At 66.4% G+C, this 17,634-nt stretch carries 17 protein-coding genes and 1 pseudogene; 9 read left to right on the top strand and 9 right to left on the bottom strand.

All coding sequences use genetic code 11. From position 1 onward, the window contains the following. Positions 1-164: 164 nt before the first annotated feature. Positions 165-1,871, top strand: a pseudogene (locus ISN75_RS15035) (monovalent cation:proton antiporter-2 (CPA2) family protein); the annotation flags it as partial. A gap of 104 nt (positions 1,872-1,975) precedes the next feature. Here ISN75_RS15035 and ISN75_RS15030 read toward each other — a convergent pair. After that, positions 1,976-2,707 carry a hypothetical protein gene (locus tag ISN75_RS15030; RefSeq protein ID WP_343818620.1) on the bottom strand — a complete coding sequence of 244 codons (732 nt, stop codon included), beginning with the start codon at positions 2,705-2,707 and terminating at the stop codon, positions 1,976-1,978. 268 nt (positions 2,708-2,975) lie between these two features. Between ISN75_RS15030 and ISN75_RS15025 the strand changes: the two genes are divergently transcribed. Then, positions 2,976-3,833, top strand: a complete 858-nt coding sequence (locus tag ISN75_RS15025; RefSeq protein ID WP_343818621.1) for an AraC family transcriptional regulator — start codon at positions 2,976-2,978, stop codon at positions 3,831-3,833. 15 nt (positions 3,834-3,848) lie between these two features. On the opposite strand, the gene ISN75_RS15020 is transcribed toward ISN75_RS15025, so the two are convergent. Next, positions 3,849-4,964, bottom strand: a complete 1,116-nt coding sequence (locus tag ISN75_RS15020; RefSeq protein ID WP_343818623.1) for a hypothetical protein — start codon at positions 4,962-4,964, stop codon at positions 3,849-3,851. A 167-nt stretch (positions 4,965-5,131) separates the two neighbouring features. Here ISN75_RS15020 and ISN75_RS15015 point away from each other — a divergent pair, with 167 nt between their 5' ends. Continuing rightward, the gene (locus ISN75_RS15015; protein ID WP_168647019.1) at positions 5,132-6,007 is read left to right on the top strand and encodes a LysR family transcriptional regulator; all 876 of its coding nucleotides are present in this window, start codon (positions 5,132-5,134) and stop codon (positions 6,005-6,007) included. 81 nt (positions 6,008-6,088) lie between these two features. Continuing rightward, the gene (locus ISN75_RS15010; RefSeq protein ID WP_343818625.1) at positions 6,089-7,003 is read left to right on the top strand and encodes an MBL fold metallo-hydrolase; all 915 of its coding nucleotides are present in this window, start codon (positions 6,089-6,091) and stop codon (positions 7,001-7,003) included. 88 nt (positions 7,004-7,091) lie between these two features. On the opposite strand, the gene ISN75_RS15005 is transcribed toward ISN75_RS15010, so the two are convergent. Then, positions 7,092-7,838 carry a glucose 1-dehydrogenase gene (locus ISN75_RS15005; protein ID WP_167254159.1) on the bottom strand — a complete coding sequence of 249 codons (747 nt, stop codon included), beginning with the start codon at positions 7,836-7,838 and terminating at the stop codon, positions 7,092-7,094. Positions 7,839-7,988: 150 nt separating this feature from the next. Between ISN75_RS15005 and ISN75_RS15000 the strand changes: the two genes are divergently transcribed. From ISN75_RS15000 to ISN75_RS14990, 3 genes are all read left to right on the top strand, one after another. Continuing rightward, positions 7,989-8,327, top strand: coding sequence for a helix-turn-helix domain-containing protein (locus ISN75_RS15000; RefSeq protein WP_343818627.1), 339 nt, complete (start codon positions 7,989-7,991; stop codon positions 8,325-8,327). Positions 8,328-8,366: 39 nt separating this feature from the next. Next, on the top strand, positions 8,367-8,753 hold the full coding sequence (locus ISN75_RS14995) for a hypothetical protein (protein WP_343818628.1): 387 nt from the start codon (positions 8,367-8,369) through the stop codon (positions 8,751-8,753). Positions 8,754-8,846: 93 nt separating this feature from the next. Beyond that, on the top strand, positions 8,847-8,996 hold the full coding sequence (locus ISN75_RS14990) for a hypothetical protein (protein WP_167254166.1): 150 nt from the start codon (positions 8,847-8,849) through the stop codon (positions 8,994-8,996). Between the two features lie 60 nt (positions 8,997-9,056). Here the strand turns inward: ISN75_RS14990 and ISN75_RS14985 are convergent, their stop codons facing one another. The 6 genes from ISN75_RS14985 to ISN75_RS14960 all read right to left on the bottom strand — a co-directional run bounded on the left by ISN75_RS14985 (position 9,057) and on the right by ISN75_RS14960 (position 13,757). Next, positions 9,057-9,881 (bottom strand): AraC family transcriptional regulator, encoded by an 825-nt coding sequence (locus ISN75_RS14985; protein WP_343818631.1) that lies wholly within the window; start codon positions 9,879-9,881, stop codon positions 9,057-9,059. Between the two features lie 37 nt (positions 9,882-9,918). Continuing rightward, positions 9,919-10,710 carry a DUF4198 domain-containing protein gene (locus ISN75_RS14980; RefSeq protein ID WP_343818633.1) on the bottom strand — a complete coding sequence of 264 codons (792 nt, stop codon included), beginning with the start codon at positions 10,708-10,710 and terminating at the stop codon, positions 9,919-9,921. 26 nt (positions 10,711-10,736) lie between these two features. Further along, on the bottom strand, positions 10,737-11,117 hold the full coding sequence (locus ISN75_RS14975) for a hypothetical protein (protein ID WP_343818635.1): 381 nt from the start codon (positions 11,115-11,117) through the stop codon (positions 10,737-10,739). 101 nt (positions 11,118-11,218) lie between these two features. Continuing rightward, positions 11,219-11,812 carry a HupE/UreJ family protein gene (locus tag ISN75_RS14970; protein ID WP_343818637.1) on the bottom strand — a complete coding sequence of 198 codons (594 nt, stop codon included), beginning with the start codon at positions 11,810-11,812 and terminating at the stop codon, positions 11,219-11,221. Then, positions 11,812-13,035 (bottom strand): DUF4331 family protein, encoded by a 1,224-nt coding sequence (locus ISN75_RS14965; protein ID WP_343818639.1) that lies wholly within the window; start codon positions 13,033-13,035, stop codon positions 11,812-11,814. Before ISN75_RS14965 ends, ISN75_RS14970 begins: the two co-directional genes overlap by 1 nt. Positions 13,036-13,166: 131 nt before the next feature. Further along, complete coding sequence (locus tag ISN75_RS14960; protein WP_343818641.1) at positions 13,167-13,757, bottom strand: hypothetical protein; 591 nt, start codon at positions 13,755-13,757, stop codon at positions 13,167-13,169. A 136-nt stretch (positions 13,758-13,893) separates the two neighbouring features. Between ISN75_RS14960 and ISN75_RS14955 the strand changes: the two genes are divergently transcribed. Together ISN75_RS14955 and ISN75_RS14950 are read left to right on the top strand one after the other, a co-directional pair. Continuing rightward, complete coding sequence (locus tag ISN75_RS14955) at positions 13,894-14,430, top strand: cysteine hydrolase family protein (protein WP_343818643.1); 537 nt, start codon at positions 13,894-13,896, stop codon at positions 14,428-14,430. A 233-nt stretch (positions 14,431-14,663) separates the two neighbouring features. Continuing rightward, a complete protein-coding gene (locus tag ISN75_RS14950) occupies positions 14,664-17,588 on the top strand; it encodes a TonB-dependent receptor (protein WP_343818644.1) in 2,925 nt (974 codons plus the stop codon). Positions 17,589-17,634: the final 46 nt, after the last annotated feature.

Raw genomic sequence — 17,634 nt, 5'->3', positions numbered from 1 at the left:
GCGTCGGATGTGCCTGTTTGAGTTCCTGGCGGAACGGCCAGCACGGCGCCGCGCAAGGACGGCAATCGCGAGTTGCATGTCACGCCCGGCATGACCTGGCCCCCTTCCGCGCGGCCCGCTTTGCTACGCTCCGCGCACAATTCCGGCGAGGGGAAGCCAGGCGCATGGCGGTGGAACACCAAGGGGTGGCGTTGCTGCCGGTCATTACGTTGCTGGCGGCGGGTGTCGTCGCGGCGCCCTTGTTCAAGCGGTTGGGCCTGGGCGCGGTGCTGGGCTACCTGGCCGGCGGCCTGGCGATCGGGCCGTTCGGGCTGAAAGTCTTCACCGATCCGGCGGCCATCCTGCAGGTGGCCGAGCTGGGCGTGGTGATGTTCCTGTTCCTGATCGGACTGGAGATGCATCCCTCGCGGTTGTGGAGCCTGCGCCGGCAGATCTTCGGCCTGGGGTTGGCGCAAGTAGCCGTCTGTGCGGTTGCGCTTACCGCGGTGGGCGTGCTGACGGGTTATCCGGTGGCGCCGTCGTTCGTGGCTGGCGCGGGCTTCGTGCTGACCTCCACCGCGATCGTGATGCAGCTGCTGGAGGAGCGGCGCGAAGTGAACGAGCCGAGCGGCCAGCGCATCGTCTGCGTGCTGTTGCTGGAAGACCTGATGATCGTGCCGCTGCTGGCGGCGGTGGCGTTCCTGGCGCCGATCGCGCCGGGCAGTCCGGTGGCGCATCACGGCATCGACTGGCGCGCGATCGGCATCGGCGCGGCGTCGATCGCGGGCCTGCTGCTGGCCGGGCGCTATCTGCTCAATCCCTTCTTCGGCCTGCTGGCGAATGCGCGTGCGCGCGAGGTGATGACCGGCGCCGCCCTGCTGGTGGTGCTCGGCTCGGCCTATGCGATGCAGCTGGGCGGCCTGTCGATGGCGATGGGTGCATTCGTGGCGGGCGTGATGCTGTCGGAGTCCTCGTACCGGCATCAGCTCGAAGCGGACGTCGAACCGTTCCGCGGCATCCTGCTGGGCCTGTTCTTTATCGCGGTGGGCATGTCGCTGGACCTGCGCGTGGTGGCGGCCAGCTGGCGCAGCATTCTGTGCTACGTGTTCCTGTACATGGCCGCCAAGGCACTGGTGATCTATGCGGTGGCGCGGCTGTTCCGTTCCTCGCACCGCGAGGCGCTGGATCGCGCGGTATTCATGGCGCAGGGCGGCGAGTTCGCCTTCGTGCTGTACGCGGCGGCCGCGGCAGCCGGCATCATCAATGCCGAGCAGAACGCGCAGCTGACCGCGATCATCATTCTTTCCATGGTGCTGACGCCGATCGCCATCGCGGCGATGAATGCGGTCCGCGCGCGCATGCGTCCATCCACCGACGGCTACGAGCGGCCCGACGGCCTGAATGGCGCGGCGCTGGTGATCGGCTTCGGGCGGGTGGGGCAGATCGCCAGCCAGTTCCTGTTCGAGCGCGGCTATGAGATCTCCATCATCGACACCGACGTGGAGATGATCGACACCGCGCGCAGCCTGGATTTCAACGTGTACTACGGCGACGGTACGCGCCTGGACATTCTCGAAGCCGCCGGCGCGGGCCGTGCCGGGGTGGTGCTGGTATGCGTGGACAAGGCCGACGAAGGCACGCGCATCACCGAGCTGGTCAAGGCCGAGTTTCCGCTGGTGCCCGTACTGGTGCGCGCGATCGACCGCCGCCACAGCATCGATCTGATCAAGGCCGGTGCGGACCTGGAAGTGCGCGAGACCTTCGAGTCGGCCGTGCTGCTCGGCGAGGCGGCGCTGGAAAAGCTGGGCGTCGGCCGCGAGGAGATCGAGGAGATCGCGCGGCGCCTGCGCGAGCGTGACCGCGAACGCCTGCAGATGGAGCTCACCGGCGGCATGTTCGCGGGACGCGCGTTATTCCGTGGCAAGCGCCATGCGGCGGATGCCGATGAGAGCTGAAGTGGCGCGGCATGTGCCGCCGCGCCACGGCCGTACTGCTACTACTGCACAGTGAGGAAGTAGGTCAGCGACCTGGTCATGCCTGTCATATCCGTCATGCGGCTCACCAGCGTGTGCTGGCCCGGACGCAGCGGGCGGAACATCAGGTAGTAGCCGTAGTTCACCACGGGTTGCCAACCGGTGGTGATGCAAGGGTCTAGCGTGCTCTGCAGGCTGGGATCGCCCTTGAGCGAGAACAGGTTTTCCGAGGTGTAGAGATAGTCGTTGACGGCGCGGATGGGCCGGCCGTCCAGCGTCACCTGCATATTGCCCATCATCGGATAGGTCTTCGCATCCGCGACGAGGAAGTCGTACAGCGACTGTCCCGGCTTCGGCCCGAAGTTCGGATCCGGACACGGAAAGGTATCGCTGACGAAGCCGACCATCAGCAGCAGCGCCTTGCCGTGCGGCACCGTGCAGCTGCGCGCGACGTCGCCGGCCATCATCATCGGCATGGCGGTGGGCGCGAGGTTCCATACCGGGCCGTCCTGGCCCGAGGCGCAGAACGCACCGGTGCTGTCGAACAGCGGATTGCTGGCATCCGGCTGCGCATACAGCCATTGGATGGAACGGTCGGCCCAGCCATAGATGCTCTTGCCGAACGGGCGCGAGTCCTTGGGGTAGAGCTGGGGGTTGGGTCCGAAGCCGGACAGGTCGTTGCCCGGCGGCTCGGCCGCCTGCGCGGTGACCAGGGTGGTACAGGCGAACAGCAGACCGCAGAACGTCTTGCGCATAACGCTCTCCTTGTGGGTATGCATGCGCGGAAGCGTGGGGTGGGGACGGTGGGTTTCCGCCAGTCCAGCTTGGGCGCATGCGGCGGTGCGCGCTTCCAGAAACTTGCGCGTTTGCATCTGGCCACCGCGCGGGTTGCGCAACGCAACCGCACAGCGTGCCGCCTCACGCGGCGGCGCGCTTCCGAAAACGTGCTTTCGTGCGCGGGCTCCGCCTGCACCGCCGTCGCGGGCGTATGATCGGCCCGGATGCCGGCGGGGGCTTAGGCGTATGTCCATAGTGCAGACGGTGCTGAGCGCACCTCACTTCACGGTGATGACGCAGGATTGCAGCTATCCGCGCATCAACTGCGGCCACGGCGAAGGCGAACCCGCGCGCTTCCTCCTGACGCGGCGCGGGGCGTTCTCGATCCAGGTCGGCAACCGGACCTGCCTGGCGCGGCCGGGACAAGCCGTATTCCTGGGCCGCGACGTGGAGTACCGCGTATCGCATCCGGATCATCGCGGCTGCGCCTGCTGCACCGACGTGTGGCTGGACGATGCGTGGCTGGATCCGCTGGGGCTGGAAGGCGCCGGCACGCCAGTCTGCCTGGACGTCCAGCACGGCCTGCAGCTGCAGCACGCGCACGTGGAGATGCTGCAGGGCATGCGGCGGGGGGCGGATGCCTTGGAGGCCGAAGAGGCCTTGCTGACGCTGCTGGATGGGCTGATGCGCGGCAGCGAGCCCGTGCCGGCATCGAGCAAGGGCACGGCGCGGCAACTGCAGCGCGTGCAGGAAGCGATCGTCGCCAACCCCGGCGAGAATCTTGGCGTGGACGAGTTGGCGCGGATCGCCGGCTGCTCGCCTTTTCATCTTTGCCGCATCTTCCGCCAGGGCACCGGGCAATCGCTGCGGCAGTTCCGCCTGCAGCAGCGCCTGGGGACCGTGCTGGGACGGTTGGGAGAGGGCGAGGAAGATCTGGCGGCGCTGGCCTGCGACGTGGGTTTCAGCAGCCATAGCCATATGACGGATGCATTCCGCCTGGCACTGGGCGCATCGCCGAGCGATCTGCGCGAGCAGTTGCGGACCAGCGAACTGAAACGGCTGCGGGCGCGGCTGACGGGAAATCAGGACGCGCGCCCGCATTGAGTCGCCTTGGAGAGTTCAGGGCGAGTGGCTGGCAACCGCCACCTTTCCGGCATCCGCCGCGCGCTTCGACGCATTGACCCAGTTCACCTCCCAGGTCTTTCCGCCATCCGCGGAGAACGCCTGCTCGTCGCCATTCGAACCCTTGGCGAGATTGAGGAAGGAAAAGCGCGCCAGGATGGCCTTGCCGTTGTACGGCTCCTGGTCGTAGAAATCGCCGCGCCCATCGACGAAGGCGCCGATCATCGGCGAGCTGAACTTGCCGTTGTCGCTGCTGACGAAGTTGAGGCTCCACTGGTGCGCCACGGGATTGAACAGGCGCAGCGACAGGAACTGCAGATGGCCGGACGGACCCTGGGTGTCGATCTCGGCAAGGTTGGCGCGGCCGTTCCACAGCTTGCGCACGCGCACCGTGCCGTCGAGCGGCGTCCAGCGGGTGCTGCCCGCGAGGGGATGCTCCAGGCGTGACATATGGATATCCCAGTTGCCGAGTTGCCAGTCGAAGTCGTGCTGCCCGGCTGCGTTGCCCACCGGCTTCATCGGGGTGACCGCTTCGCCCGGTTTGTAGCGCGTGAGGTCGGCGATGAAGTTCGCCTCCCAGGTCTTGCCGCCGTCGTCCGAGTAGTCCTGCTCGTAGCTGTGCGTGTCGGGCGAGGTGACCGTCCAGATCCCGCGCACCAGCACGGCGCGGCCCTTGTAGAGCTCCTGGCTGTAGAACTCGCCGCGGTTGCGTTCGAAGTGGCCGACCGAAGGCGCTTCCATCACGCCGCTGTCGCTGTTGGTGAAGTACTGGCGCCACTGCCGGGCGGCGGGGTCGTAGAGGAACACCGTCATGCCCTCGAAGCGTCCGCCGGCGCTGTCGGCCTCGATCTCCTCGACCTGGGCCTTGCCGTTCCAGATCGGGTTCACCGTGACGGTGCCGCGCATCTCGTTCCACTCGCTGCGCCCCGACAGCGGTTCCTTCAAGGTGCGGATATGGGTGTGCCAGGTGCCGATGTTGAAATCGAAATCGTGGCTGCCGTCGGCGCGCGCCTGCGCGGCGGCCGCGGTGGGCGGCTGATCCGCCAGGGCGCCTGCCGGGGCGAAACCCAGGGCGATGGCGGAGCAGAGCAGGATCTTCGCGGTTGCTTGCATGGCACGGCCTCGAACGGAGGGAAGTGGAGCGGAGGCTACGCGCCCGAGTGGCTCGCTTGAATAGCCACATCTATCGCAGATGACATGACCACTTGGATGGAGCGGCGCATTGCGGCGCGGCCGGCCATGCCGCACATTGCGGCTCTTTCGCCTGGGGAATGCGCCGAATGGAATGGAGCGACGTCAAGGTCTTTCTCGCGGTGGCGCGGGAGCAGTCGCTGGGTGCCGCGGCCAGGTCGCTGGGCATCAGCCATCCCACCGTGGGGCGGCGCCTGCGCGCACTGGAGGCCGCCACCGGGCAGGCGCTGTTCCAGCGGCACAACGAAGGTGCGGTGCTGACCGAGGCTGGCGAGGCGGTGCTGCGGCTGGCCGAGGACATGGAAGCGAGCGCGCTGGCGATGCAGCGGCGGCTGGCCGGGGGGAGCGAACGGCCCGAAGGCGTATTGCGCGTTTCCGCGCCGGACTGGTTTGCGTCGTCTGTGCTGCCGCCGGTGCTGCATGCCTTGCAGCGGCAGCATCCCGGCATCGTGCCCGAGCTGATGGCCGGCACGCGCTTGTTCGATCTGTCGCGCCGCGAGGCGGACATCGTGTTTCGCGTGGTGCCGTTCGACGAGGCGGACATCGTGCAGCGGCGCCTGATGTGCGTGCCTTACGCGGTGTACGCCGCGTGCGAAGCGGAAGCGCCGGCGGCCGACGGCGAAGGCGCGGCCTTGCTGGCGATGGACGCGCCGGGCCTGCACTACCCGGATGTGGCATGGCTGCGCCAGCGCCTGCCGCGGGCACGTACCGTGTTTGCCACCAACCACCGCGGGTTGCAGGCGCGGTTGTGCGCACGTGGCATGGGCATTGCGGTTTTGCCGCGGCCGGTGGGCGAACAGATGGCCGGCCTGCGCGAACTGGATCTGGGCGGTCTGCCGCCCGGCCGCGAGGTGTGGATGGGCTATCACCGCGATCTGCGCCGCATGGACCGCCTGCGTGCGCTGGCCGACCTGGCCGCGCGGATGCTCGGCGACGGAGTGCTCGATCCGCCCTTACGGAATTGAACGGCGGCGGTACGCGGGCGTCAGTGTCCGGGGCGCATCGTGCGGCGCATCCTGGCTGCCTCGTCACCGTGAGGAACAGCCATGTGTCCATCCGTTCCGCTTTCCGTTCGCGCCATGGAGGCGCGAATGCCGCCGTCTTCCGTGCATGCGGCGATGCGCTTGGGCAAGTTCAGGGTGTTTGCCCTCTCGGATGGCGATTTCGATCTGGCGGCCGTGCAGTTGCTGATCGAAGAACGGCCCGGCCGGGTGAGCGAGCTGCTGGAGCGCGCGCAGCTCCCACCGGTGGTGCGCAGTTCCGTCAATGCGTTCCTGATCGACACGGGCGAAGCCCGCGTTCTGGTCGATGCGGGCGCAGGGGAGCTGCAAGGCCCGGGGCTGGGGAGGCTGGAGGCGTCCTTGCGCAAGGCGGGCCATGCGCCGGAGGACATCGATGCGGTGCTGCTGACGCATCTGCATCCCGATCACGTGGGCGGGATCGCACGCGCGGGGCGCAGGGTGTTTCCCGCCGCGGAGGTATGGGTCGATGCGCGCGAGCTGGTGTTCTGGTGCGATGGCACGCGCAGTGCGCAGGTCGATGCGAGTGTGCGCGCCAGTTTCGATGGTGCGATGGCGTCGCTGCGGCCTTACGAGTCAGCAGGCGTTCTGCGCAGTTTCCGGCCTGACGAGCAACCGGTTCGCGGGCTGCGCACGATGGGGCTGGAAGGGCATACGGCCGGGCATACGGGTTTTATGGTGGAAAGCGAAGGCGAGCGCCTGATCGTCTGCGGCGACGTGCTGCATGTGGCCGCGCTGCAGCTGGCGGAGCCGCGCCTGGCCATCCGCTACGACAGCGAGCCGGCGCTGGCGAGCGATGCGCGCGAGCATCTGCTTGCAACTGCTGCCGGGCGCGGCGATTGGCTGGCGGCGGCGCATGCGCCGTTTCCCGGCATCGGCAAAGTGCGGCGCGATGGCCCGGGTTATGCGTGGCTGCCTTTGGCTCAAGCCACTGCGGCTTGAGTTGCCGTGGTAGTGCAGTACGCACACAGCAGAGCAGGCCGGGGTCAGCCTGTGGCTTTCCCCAGCCTGCTTGCGCGAATCGCTGGGATCAGCGCGCGCCGCCCGCGGCGTACAGCTTCTCGCCGGTCAGCCAGTACGAGTCGTCGGAAGCCAGGAACACCGCGATCGAAGCAATGTCGTCCGGCTGGCCGATGCGGCCGAGCGGGGTGTGCGCGATGGCCTCCTGATGGAAGTCCGAACCGATGAAGCCGGCGGTCACGGTGCCTTCGGTTTCCACCATGCCCGGGTTCAGCGCATTGACGCGGATCTTGCGCGGGCCCAGCTCGCGCGACAGCACGCCGGTGATGGCGTCGACCGCGCCCTTGGTGGCGGTGTAGACCGAGCCGCCCGGCGGCACGATACGGGTGACCAGCGAGCCGATGTTGATGATGCTGCCGCCGTCGTTCATATGCTTGGCCGCGGCCTGGGTGGTCAGCAGCAGGCCCAGCACGTTCACGTTGAACTGCTTGTGGAAATGCTCTTCGGTGATCTGCTCCAGCGGCGCGAACTCGTACACGCCGGAGTTGTTCACCAGGATGTCCAGGCGGCCGAATTCCTTGACCGCGGCGTTGGCGATGGCCTCGGCGTCGGCGGCCAGGGAAACGTCGCCCTTCACCGCCACGGCCTTGCCGCCGGCCTTGGTGATGGCCTCGACCACGGCGTCGGCGCCGGCCTTGCTGGACGCGTAGTTGACGACGACGGCGGCGCCTTCGGCGGCCAGCGCCTTGGCGATGCCGGCGCCAATGCCCTTGGATGCGCCGGTAACCAGCGCGACTTTGCCTTTGAGCTTGCTCATGACGGATTTCCTGTCAGGTGATGGAAGGGCGAACTGCCCGGTTCAGTAATTCAATAGTTCGCAACATATGAACTAACGAACTGCAAGTCAAGGGCTGCTAAGATCGCCGCCATGAGACCGCTAGTTCACCCCTCGATCGAAGACGTCACCGTGGAAGGCATCCTCCACGCCTTGGCCGACCCGGTACGGGTGGCCATCTATGCCGGGCTCGCCGCTTCGGAGAAGGGCACGAGCTGCTCGGCCTTCCTGCAGCTGGACGACCGCGAGATTCCGAAGTCTACGCTCTCCCAGCATTTCCGTGCCTTGCGCGAAGCTGGCCTGATCCGCAGCGAACGGCAGGGCGTGGAGATGCGCAACACCACGCGCTGCGGGGAGATCAACCAGCGCTTTCCCGGCTTGTTGCCGGCGGTGATGGGGGCGTATCAGCAGCAGCTGATGGATCGGATGAAGGCGGCGAAACGGAAAGGCGGCAAGGCCAGGGGCGTTTGATCGTCCGCTCCGCGGAGCGCGGATCTGCATGGGGGACGTATGTTTCGCAACTGGCTCCTGCTCGGCGTGGCGCTGGCGCTGGCGCTTGCCGGTTGCGGCGGCGTTCGCGACGGAGGGTCCGAACGTCAGCTCGAACACGATCGTGCGGTAGCTCGCGCGCATATCGACGAGGCGGCATGCCGCGGCAAGGGTGGCTCTGTGCAAGGCGTCGGCATGCTGGGCATGCCGGCGTGCGTGGTGCCGTTCGCCGATGGCGGCAAGCCTTGCAACGACAAGGCGGATTGCCAGGGGCGATGCCTGATCACGGAATTCGTGGCGGACAAGAGCACTCCACCGACCGCAACCTGCCAGCGGGACAACCAGCTGTTCGGCTGCTGGAGCGAAGTGCTGCATGGCCAGGCGCAACCGCGCTGGTGCGTCGACTGAGTGCGATCGCTAAATAATCTGACAGCGGCGAGCCCTCCCGGATGGCCCAATGAGCTCACCCGGACGTCGGGTGCCATCAACGAGCCCAAGGCCATGTCTGAGAAAACCTGTGCCGCCTGCGACTGCGAACTGGATGCCAACGCGATCCAGGTGAAGATCGGCGGCAAGACCGTCGAAGTGTGCTGCGAGGAATGCGCGGAGAAGTTGCGGGAAGCGCATGCTTCGGCCGCTTCCGGCCGTTGAGCCGCAACGTAACCGCAAGCCGGGCCGCCGCAAAGGCGGCCCTTTTCGTCGGCGAAACACTCAGGTCGATTGCTTGAACGCGCTCGGCGAGCGGCCGTAGGCCTGGCGGAAGGCATTGGCGAAATGGCTGTGGCTGGAGAAGCCCAGATCCGCGGCGAGCGCGGAGAGATCTTCGCTGCGCGGCACCAGGTCGAGCGCGCGCGCCAGGCGCAGATGCAGGTGGTAGCGATACAGCGGCACGCCTTCCACCTGGCGGAATACCTGGGTGAGATAGACCGGCGAGCAGCCGATCTCGGTGCCGATATCGGCCAGGGTCCAGCGCCGCGACAGATCGCTGGCAAGCAGCACCTTTACGCGATCCGCGAGCCGGCGCCGCGCATGCGTGGCGGCCGGCTCGCGCGTACTGCGCGGACCCAGGCTGCGGCCGATCAAGGTGAGCAGCAGCGCTTCGGCTTCGAGCGGCTCGATGCTGTCGCCTTCGAGGTTGTGGCGCAGCAGGGCAACCAGCGCTTGCGCGCGCGGGTCGATCGGTTGCGATTGGCGGTTGAAGCCGACCTTGTCGCCGCCCTGGCGCAGCAGCGCACGCGGTGCCAGTTCTTCCAGCATGGCATCGGGGATTTCCACCGAGAGGCAGGCGTCGCCGCCATTCACCGGATGGCTGACCTGATAAGCCTCGCCCGCATTGAAGAACAGCATGTGGTTGGCATCGGCCACGGACTGGTCGCTGCCGACGTGGCGCACATAGATGCCGCGATACGGAAACACCAGGTTGGTCGAAGCGGCGCATTCCTCCGCGCTGCGATGCCGGCAGGCGCCGTCGCAGCGCACGTTGCGCAAGGCAACGGTGTCGGTGCTCAGCCAGCGGTCGACGTGGAAGGCGGGCATGAGGCGCAGGATAGCCTGATTGGGGTGCCGAAGTGGTTCAGGGGAAGCCGAAAGCCAGGCTCGAAAACGAGGTTTCGAAGTCCACGTCGTCGCTGGCGGGCAGCGGGCGGGTCCAGATGACGTTGAGCAGCCAGCTGCCGTGCGCCGGTACGGTGAAGACGGCGCGGCCGGCGGCGTCGGTGCGATGGGTTTCCACAGGGCTTTCGTCGTGTTCCAGGCGGGTCAGCTTGACCAGGGCGCCGGGCAGCGGGTGGCCGAGATAGAGGACTTTGACGGGGAGTTCGTCGTGGTGGGGCAGCGCGTAGGGGTTGCGCTCGGGGACGATTTCCAAGGCCAGGCCGAGCGGGCGGGTGACGGCGTCGGAGCCACCCGCGCCCGGCGCGCCAACCTGCACCAAGGCCTTGGCATGGCGCCGATAGCGTTCGGTGCCGTCGCGGTCCATGCGATGCGTTCGTTCGCGTTCGACCAGGGCCGGTGTCAGGCCCTCCGCCCGCAGGTAGTCGTTGAAACGGATGGCCGGCAAGGAAGTCATCGCGCCGTTGTCGGTTTCCAGCACCAGCAGATGCGTGCCGGGCACGGCCAGCGGCGCATCGGCATCCGCTTCGGCGGCGCCAAGATGCAAGCGGGGGCGCAGATCGCCGATGGCTCCATCCGGCGCCAGGTCTTCGAAGCGTGCAATGCGCCGCGCAGGAATCGGCGAGCGCTGCCGATAGGGGCCGTGGCCCACTTGCAACGTCAACTGCACCGCGCTTTGGGGCGCGAGCCAATACGGCGACGGTTGCAGCCAGAAGTCGTGCGCGCAAACCGGCCATGCGGCGAGCGCGAACAATGCAGTAGCGATCCAGCTGCGCATGCTCATTCGAGATGATCCGGCAGATAGCCCGGCGTCACGGGCAGATAGGGCAGGGCGGCGGCAAGCACGGCGACGGCGATCAGCCAGCTCGACACCACTTTGGCGGCGATCGGCACGCGCCAGTGCACCGCCAGCGCGGCGGGAACCAGCGCCAGTGTGCATAGCCAGGCGACAGGCAGGTGGAACCAGCGGCCTTCGAAAGCGATCATGGCGCCGCTCCACATTCCGGCATCGGCCGCCAGCAGCAGGGCGAGCCGCGCAGGAACCCCGTCACGCAGATGCACCATCGCGGCACAAGCTACCGTGCTGAGCCAGCCGCATAGAAACACCGCATCAACGGCTGCTGCCGGCGGCTTCAACGCAAAACCCATGGTCGCCGCCATCGCCACCAACCCAAGGCATGCCAACCACACGCGCCGCGGCGCAAACGCCAAAGCCACGCCGAACGCGGCGCACAGCAACATGGCCGCCGGCACGCCGCCCCTCATGACACGGCCTTCAGCAGAAAGCACAGGCCGGCGACGCCAATCGACGCACCCATGCCTCGCGCCACCAGTTTGCCAACCGGTTGCGCACACAGCAGGCCCAGCGCGATCCCCGCCACGTGCAGCAGGCCCGTCGCCAGCACGAAACCGCTGCTGTAGCCCACCGGGTCGGCGGCCGCCGGCAACTCGCGGCCATGCGCATAGCCATGGAACAACGCGAACAACGCCACCACCGCGACCGCCGCCCACGCCGGTGCACGCCATGCCAGCGCAATGCACAGACCCAGCACCAGCACCGACAGCGCGATGCCGCTCTCCACCGACGGCAACGGCGCGCCGAACATGCCGAGCATCGCCCCGCCCACCATCATCGCGGGGAACACCACCGGCAGCAGATGCACCAGCGGGCGGCCGAGAAACGCGCCCCACAAGCCGACCGAGACCATCGCCAGCAGATGATCCGCGCCGGACAGCGGATGGGCGAAGCCGGCGAGAAAGCCGCCGGCCAGGCCCGTGCCCGTATGCGCATACGCGGGGAGCGAAAGGACGCAGCAGCCGAGAAAAGCGCTACCACGGATGGATGGCGTAGCCATCACTGATACGCCCCGGTGGCAGCGGCCTGCGCATCGGGCGCCGCGAGGAACGGAAAGACGCTGTCCGAATGCTCGCGCTCATCGCGCGTCAAGCCATCGCTGACGCTGTCCGGCGTGCCGTCGACCAGCATCGAACGCCATACGTTGGAGGCGCTGTAGTTCGGCGTGCGCCCGCCGCAGTCCTTCGCCAATTCGCGATTGCCGCCCAGTGCCGCGCGTTCCACCGCGAAGAACCGCGTGCAGGTGGCCGAAGCGCTGTTCACCCACAGGCGATCGTCGGCGAGCAGCGCGGCAAGCGCGTGGTAGCGGCGTGCCGGCGCGGCCTTGCCGTCGGCCAGCCACTGGTTGCCGCACTTGCCGTCGAAGCCGTCGTACAGCCCCAGATTGCTGGCGATCTCGTCGACGAACTTCGCGCCGTCCGCGGGCGTCGCCATGTTGTAGGTCTCCTTGAATGCGTCGCTGATCTCCTCCGGGGCGAGCGTGCCGAGCAGGGCATTGCCGGTGAGCGGGCGGCCGGCGCGATCGATCTGCCGCGTTGGCCCCTGGGTGGCGGCCCATACCGCGAGCAGCGGGCCTCCCTTGTTCACCGCGCCCAAGTCGATCGAGATGACGATGGCCGAGGTGGTCCAGCCGGCGAGCAGGTTCTTGGCCGGGCCGCCCTGGGTGTGGCGCCACTCGTCGGCCACCGCGCGCACGGTGGGCGCATCGAAGGCCGGGCAGCCCGCGGCGTCCACCTTGGCGCCGGCTTCGAGCGCGGCGTGCGCCTTGTCATAGGCGGCGCGCGTGCCCTTGACGTTGTTGAAGAAGGGATCGTCGCGCGGGCCGGCGAAGACGCGGAAGCTGCCGTGTTCGCTGACCAGTCCCTTGCTGTCGCCAGGGTTGCCCTGCGCCTTGTCGGCATCGCCCGCGGTGCAGGTGACATCGGTGCCCGAGCGGAAACGGCAGCGCAAGGTGGTGCTCGCCGTGCTGTGGCCGAAGCGCTTGCCGCTGTCGATATGGAAGACGTAGTCGAGCTTGTCCGAGAACGTATGCCCGACGATGTCCATCACCAGGTTCAGGTGCTTGCCATCGGGCGCGGTCCAGGCATAGAGGTCGCCGATATCGGCGCGCGGGTCGCCGATCACCGAGGGGGTGTCGAGATGGTCAGAGGCTTGGGCGGCATGGCCCAGGCTCAGGGCGAGGCAGGCCAGCGCCTGCAGCCGCATTGCAGCTGTGCGATTCATGGGTTTCTACTCGTGTGGATGAGGCACGAGCAGTAGGCCCGAGGGGGCAAAACCGGGCTATCAAAATCTTTAGCAAGCCGCCGGCCGGCACCCTGGCGGGCCGGCGGCGTCAGGCGAATGAGGATCGAAGCTCAGACGCGCGTGTAGCGCATGATCCAGTTGGTTTCCCAGCTGCGGCCTTCATCCGGCGAGAAGGCCTGCTCCCATTGGCAGGTATCGGCGGTGACCGGCGTAAAGATGCCGCGCACCTTGACCGGCTTGCCCTCGAAGGTTTCGTCGGCGAGGAAGGTGCCGACGCCGCCCGCGAAGCGCCCGGAGCCGGCGGCTTCGATCGAGGTGGGTTTGCCGCCGTCCAGATACCAGTCGGCCCATAGCCCGCTGGCGGCGTCGTAGGCGCGGATGCCTAAGCCGTTGTAAGTCTGGCCGCCGCGGCGCGATTCGCTCTCGTTGACGTTGACCAGCCCGCCGAGCAGGGCCTGGCAGCGGGAGCTGCCTTCGAACTCGTCCCAATCCCGGCTGCCGGCCAGGCGCTTGCGCAGGCGGCGGTGGTGCACGCGCCAGTTGCCGAGGAAGAAATCGAAGTCATGCGCGCCGGAAGCGGCCGCCGCCACGGGCGGCGCCATGCCCAGGCCGCCAAGGGCGACGAGCATGGTGGGCAGGGCGGGCAGGCTGGCCAGGGTCCATTGCAGGAGCTGGCGGCGGTGCGTGTCGATCTCGCGCATGCATCACCTTGGCTTGAGTTGGGGTGGCGCCACCATGCGTGGCCTGCGGCGGAGCGGAAATAGCCACTTGGCCAGCCTTCGCCGGACCACTTCGCCGAAGGCTATGATCCTCGTCCCGTCTCACGCCCTCTTCGCCATGACTTCCGCCCTACTCGTGATCGACATGCAGCAAGGCCTGTGCAGCGGCGAATGGGCCGCACACGATATCGACCGCGTGCTGCAGCGGGTGAACGGGCTGATCGATCGCGCCCGGGCGGCCGGCGTGCCGGTGGTGCTGATCCAGCACGAAGAGGGCGAAGGCGACCTGGTGCACGACACCGCCGGTTGGCAACTGGTCGACGGCTTGCATGCGCGGCCTGGCGACCCGCGCGTGCGCAAGCTGACGCCGGATTCGTTCTACGAAACCGAATTGGGCCAGCTGCTGCAGCAGCGCGGCATCGATCATCTGGCGATCTGCGGGCTGCAGAGCGATTTCTGCATCGACACCACGGTGCGGCATGCGCTGGCGCTGGGATATCACGTGACTTTGGCGGGCGATGCGCACTCGACGGTGAACAACGAGGTGCTGCCGGCGGAACGGATCACGGCGCATCACAACTGGGTGCTGGCGAGACTGCAGACGTATGGCACGCGGATGGAGGTCGTGCCCGCGGAGGCCGTGCCGTTTGCGTAGGACCAGTCTGATTTTTCCTTACGCGCTCTACCCGTCGTTTTCACGCTGCTGAACCTTCCCTCAGTAAGTTGTTGCGCCGCGGAATGACGCGGCGCTGACGCTCGCTCATTCTCCGCGGCGAATCCGGGCACGCGCCATCCGAAGAGCGGGCATCTCGCGATGACTTGCTCCATTGGCGCGTATGCCTGCCGGTGCCATGGGGGGCACCCAATAAAAGAGGGAGGAATGGAGTCATGAGTCAGGGCCTCGCGCCGCGTTCGCGGCTGGTCATTGCACGCAAGCCGCTCGCTGCGGCATGTATCGCCGCTTTGCTGGCATCGGGTATCGCCAGTGCACAGGACGCGCAGACAACCGCCAAGCCGGCGGACACCACGCAGCCACAGCAGGCACCCGCCAGCCAGGCCCAGGATGCCAACAAGAAGCCGGCCCCGGGGCAGGTCAGCAACCTGCAGGAAGTGGTGGTCACCGGTATTCGCGGCAGTATCGAGAGTTCGATCCGCGCGAAACAGAATTCGGACAGCATCATCGAGGCGATCTCGGCCGAGGACATCGGCAAGCTGCCGGATGCGAGCATCGCGGAAAGCCTGGCGCGTTTGTCGGGCCTGGCGACGCAGCGTGTGGACGGCCGCGCGAACATGATTTCGATCCGCGGCCTTTCGCCGGATTTCGCCGGTACCACGCTCAACGGGCGCGAGCAGGCCACCATCGGCGAGAATCGCGGCGTCGAATATGACCAATATCCCTCTGAGCTGATCAGCGGCGCCGCGGTCTACAAGACGCCGGATGCCAGCCTGGTCGGGCAGGGGCTGTCCGGTACGGTGGATCTGCATACGATCAAGCCGCTGGACCTGCCCAAGCGTGCCATCGCCATCAATCTGCGCGGCGAGCACAACACCAACGGCAACCTCAATCCCGGCTCCGGCGTGGGCGATATGGGGCATCGCGCGAGCGTGTCGTATATCGACCAGTTCTTCGATCACACGCTGGGCGTGGCGGTTGGCTTTGCGCAGCTGGATTCGCCGATTCAGGAGAAGCAGTATCAGGCGTGGTGGTGGAGTGTGGACAACGGGCCGGATGGCATCGAGCCTGGATTCAACAACACGCACACGCCGGGATTGCCCAATAGTGTGCTGTCGCAGGAAGGCATGCAGTTGCGTGCGCAATCGGAGAATCAGTTGCGCAACGGCTTGATGACGGTGCTGGAGTGGGCTCCGGGCGAGCACTACCACACTACACTCGATCTCTATTACTCGACATTCAACGAGCGCACTTACAAGAACGGTGCGCAATGGTCGAACAGCCCCTACGAAAACTGGGGTCCGCCGGTCTATAGCAATGTTGGCATCACGCCCGGCGTGCCGTATCCGATTGTCACTTCCGGCGTCATGGGCAATGTAGTGCCGGTCCTGCAGAACGAATACGTCAAGGAAAAGGACAAGTTGTTCTCGGCCGGCTGGAATCATCAATACGATTTCGGCAACGGCTGGGTACTCACCGGCGACCTGTCGTATTCGATGGCCAAGAAGCGCCTGCGCGACGCCTATCTCTTCAGCGGACTGGAGGGCGATCCCACCACGAGCATCGCCTTCCGCACGCCTACGGGCTACGACTATCCGGATTTCAGCCCTGGCGTGGATTTACGGGATCCCGCGCGCGTCGTATTCACCGATCCGTATAGGTACGGCTACAACGGACGCGAAGAGTTCGACAAGCAGAAAGACACGATCAAGGCAGCGCGTTTTCAAGTGTCGCATCCAGTCGGTTGGATATTCAGCACGGTTGATGTAGGCGCCGCTTACTCGGAGCGCAAGAAAACCAAACAGGCCGATGTGTATTTCGCCTATCTCAATGGCAACGGCGATGATGCGGCGCACGGTCCCTACGACAAGAGCTTCAGCGCACCCGTCGGCTCCGCTTTCCTGCGCGGTCCGACTTCGCTCGGTTACGGCGGTATTCCCGGTGTGCTGAATTACAACGTGCTTGATGCGCTGGGCAGCCAGTTCTATCTGGTGCCGAGCAATGGTCTCGCGGACTGGAACCGCAACTATTCGATCACGGAAAAGGTTCCGGTTGCGTACGCCAAATTCAATATCGATACGCATCTGGGTGACGTACCGCTGCGTGGCAATATGGGTGTGCAGTTCGTTCGCACGGACCAGTCCTCCACGGCGCTGCAGACCAATGGCAACGACCTGGTCGGCAGGCTTTCCGGCGGCGCGAAGTACAACAAGTTCCTGCCCAGCCTGAACCTGGTTGCCCAGATTGCAGACGGACAGTACTTACGCTTCGGTCTGGCCAAGACAATGGCGCGCGGGCGCATCGACGACGAGAAGGTAGCCTCGTCAGCCAGCGTGTCGCATGTGGATACGGGGCCGCAGGCTGGACAGAACCTGTGGTCGGGGAGTGGCGGCAACCCGCAGTTGCGGCCGTATATCGCTGTGGGTACTGACTTGTCGTGGGAGAAATATTTCGGCAAGTCCAGCTACGTTGCTGTCGCGGTCTTCAACAAGAACCTGCTCAATTACATCTACAACAAGACGGTAGTCATCAATTTCCCGCAATCGGGATACCAGAACGACACTCCCACTCTGACGCCGACGAGCGATTTTGGTCTGTTCACGCGTCCCGAAAACGGCACTGGCGGCCGCATGCAAGGCTTGGAGCTGTCCGGGGCCTTCGAAGGCGGCCTGATCTCGAACGCCCTCGACGGCTTCGGCATGCAGGCGAACTTCTCGCTGACCAACAGCTCGATCCCCGTGAGTTCGGTATCCGCTGTGCCGGGCGGCCCGAAGACCCTGCCGGGCCTTTCGCGCAAGGTTGCCAACCTGGCGCTCTACTACGAGAAATACGGCTGGTCGGTGCGCATCGCCGAGCGCTATCGCTCTTCGTTCACCGGCGAGAGTTCGCCGAAGTTCGATCAGCTCAGCTATGTCACCGTACTGGCGGACAAGCAGACCGACTTGCAGGTCGGTTACGAGTTCGACCAGACCAGCCGCTGGGGCGGCCTGTCGCTGCTGCTGCAGGTGAACAACCTCACCAACTCGCCGGAGAAGACCATGCAGGTGGCCGGCTTGCCCAACGGCATGGAGCTGGGACGCCCGCTGGACTACAACACCTGGGGCCGCACGGTGATGTTCGGCCTGAACTACAAGCTCTAAGCCACCAGCTATTTCGACACAAGAAACGCCCGGCATTCGCCGGGCG

It is taken from the genome of Dyella marensis (assembly GCF_049532885.1).
Taxonomy (GTDB): domain Bacteria; phylum Pseudomonadota; class Gammaproteobacteria; order Xanthomonadales; family Rhodanobacteraceae; genus Dyella_D; species Dyella_D marensis.
The sequence above is the reverse complement of the archived record's forward strand: the minus strand, read 5'-3'. Positions and strand labels throughout refer to the sequence as shown.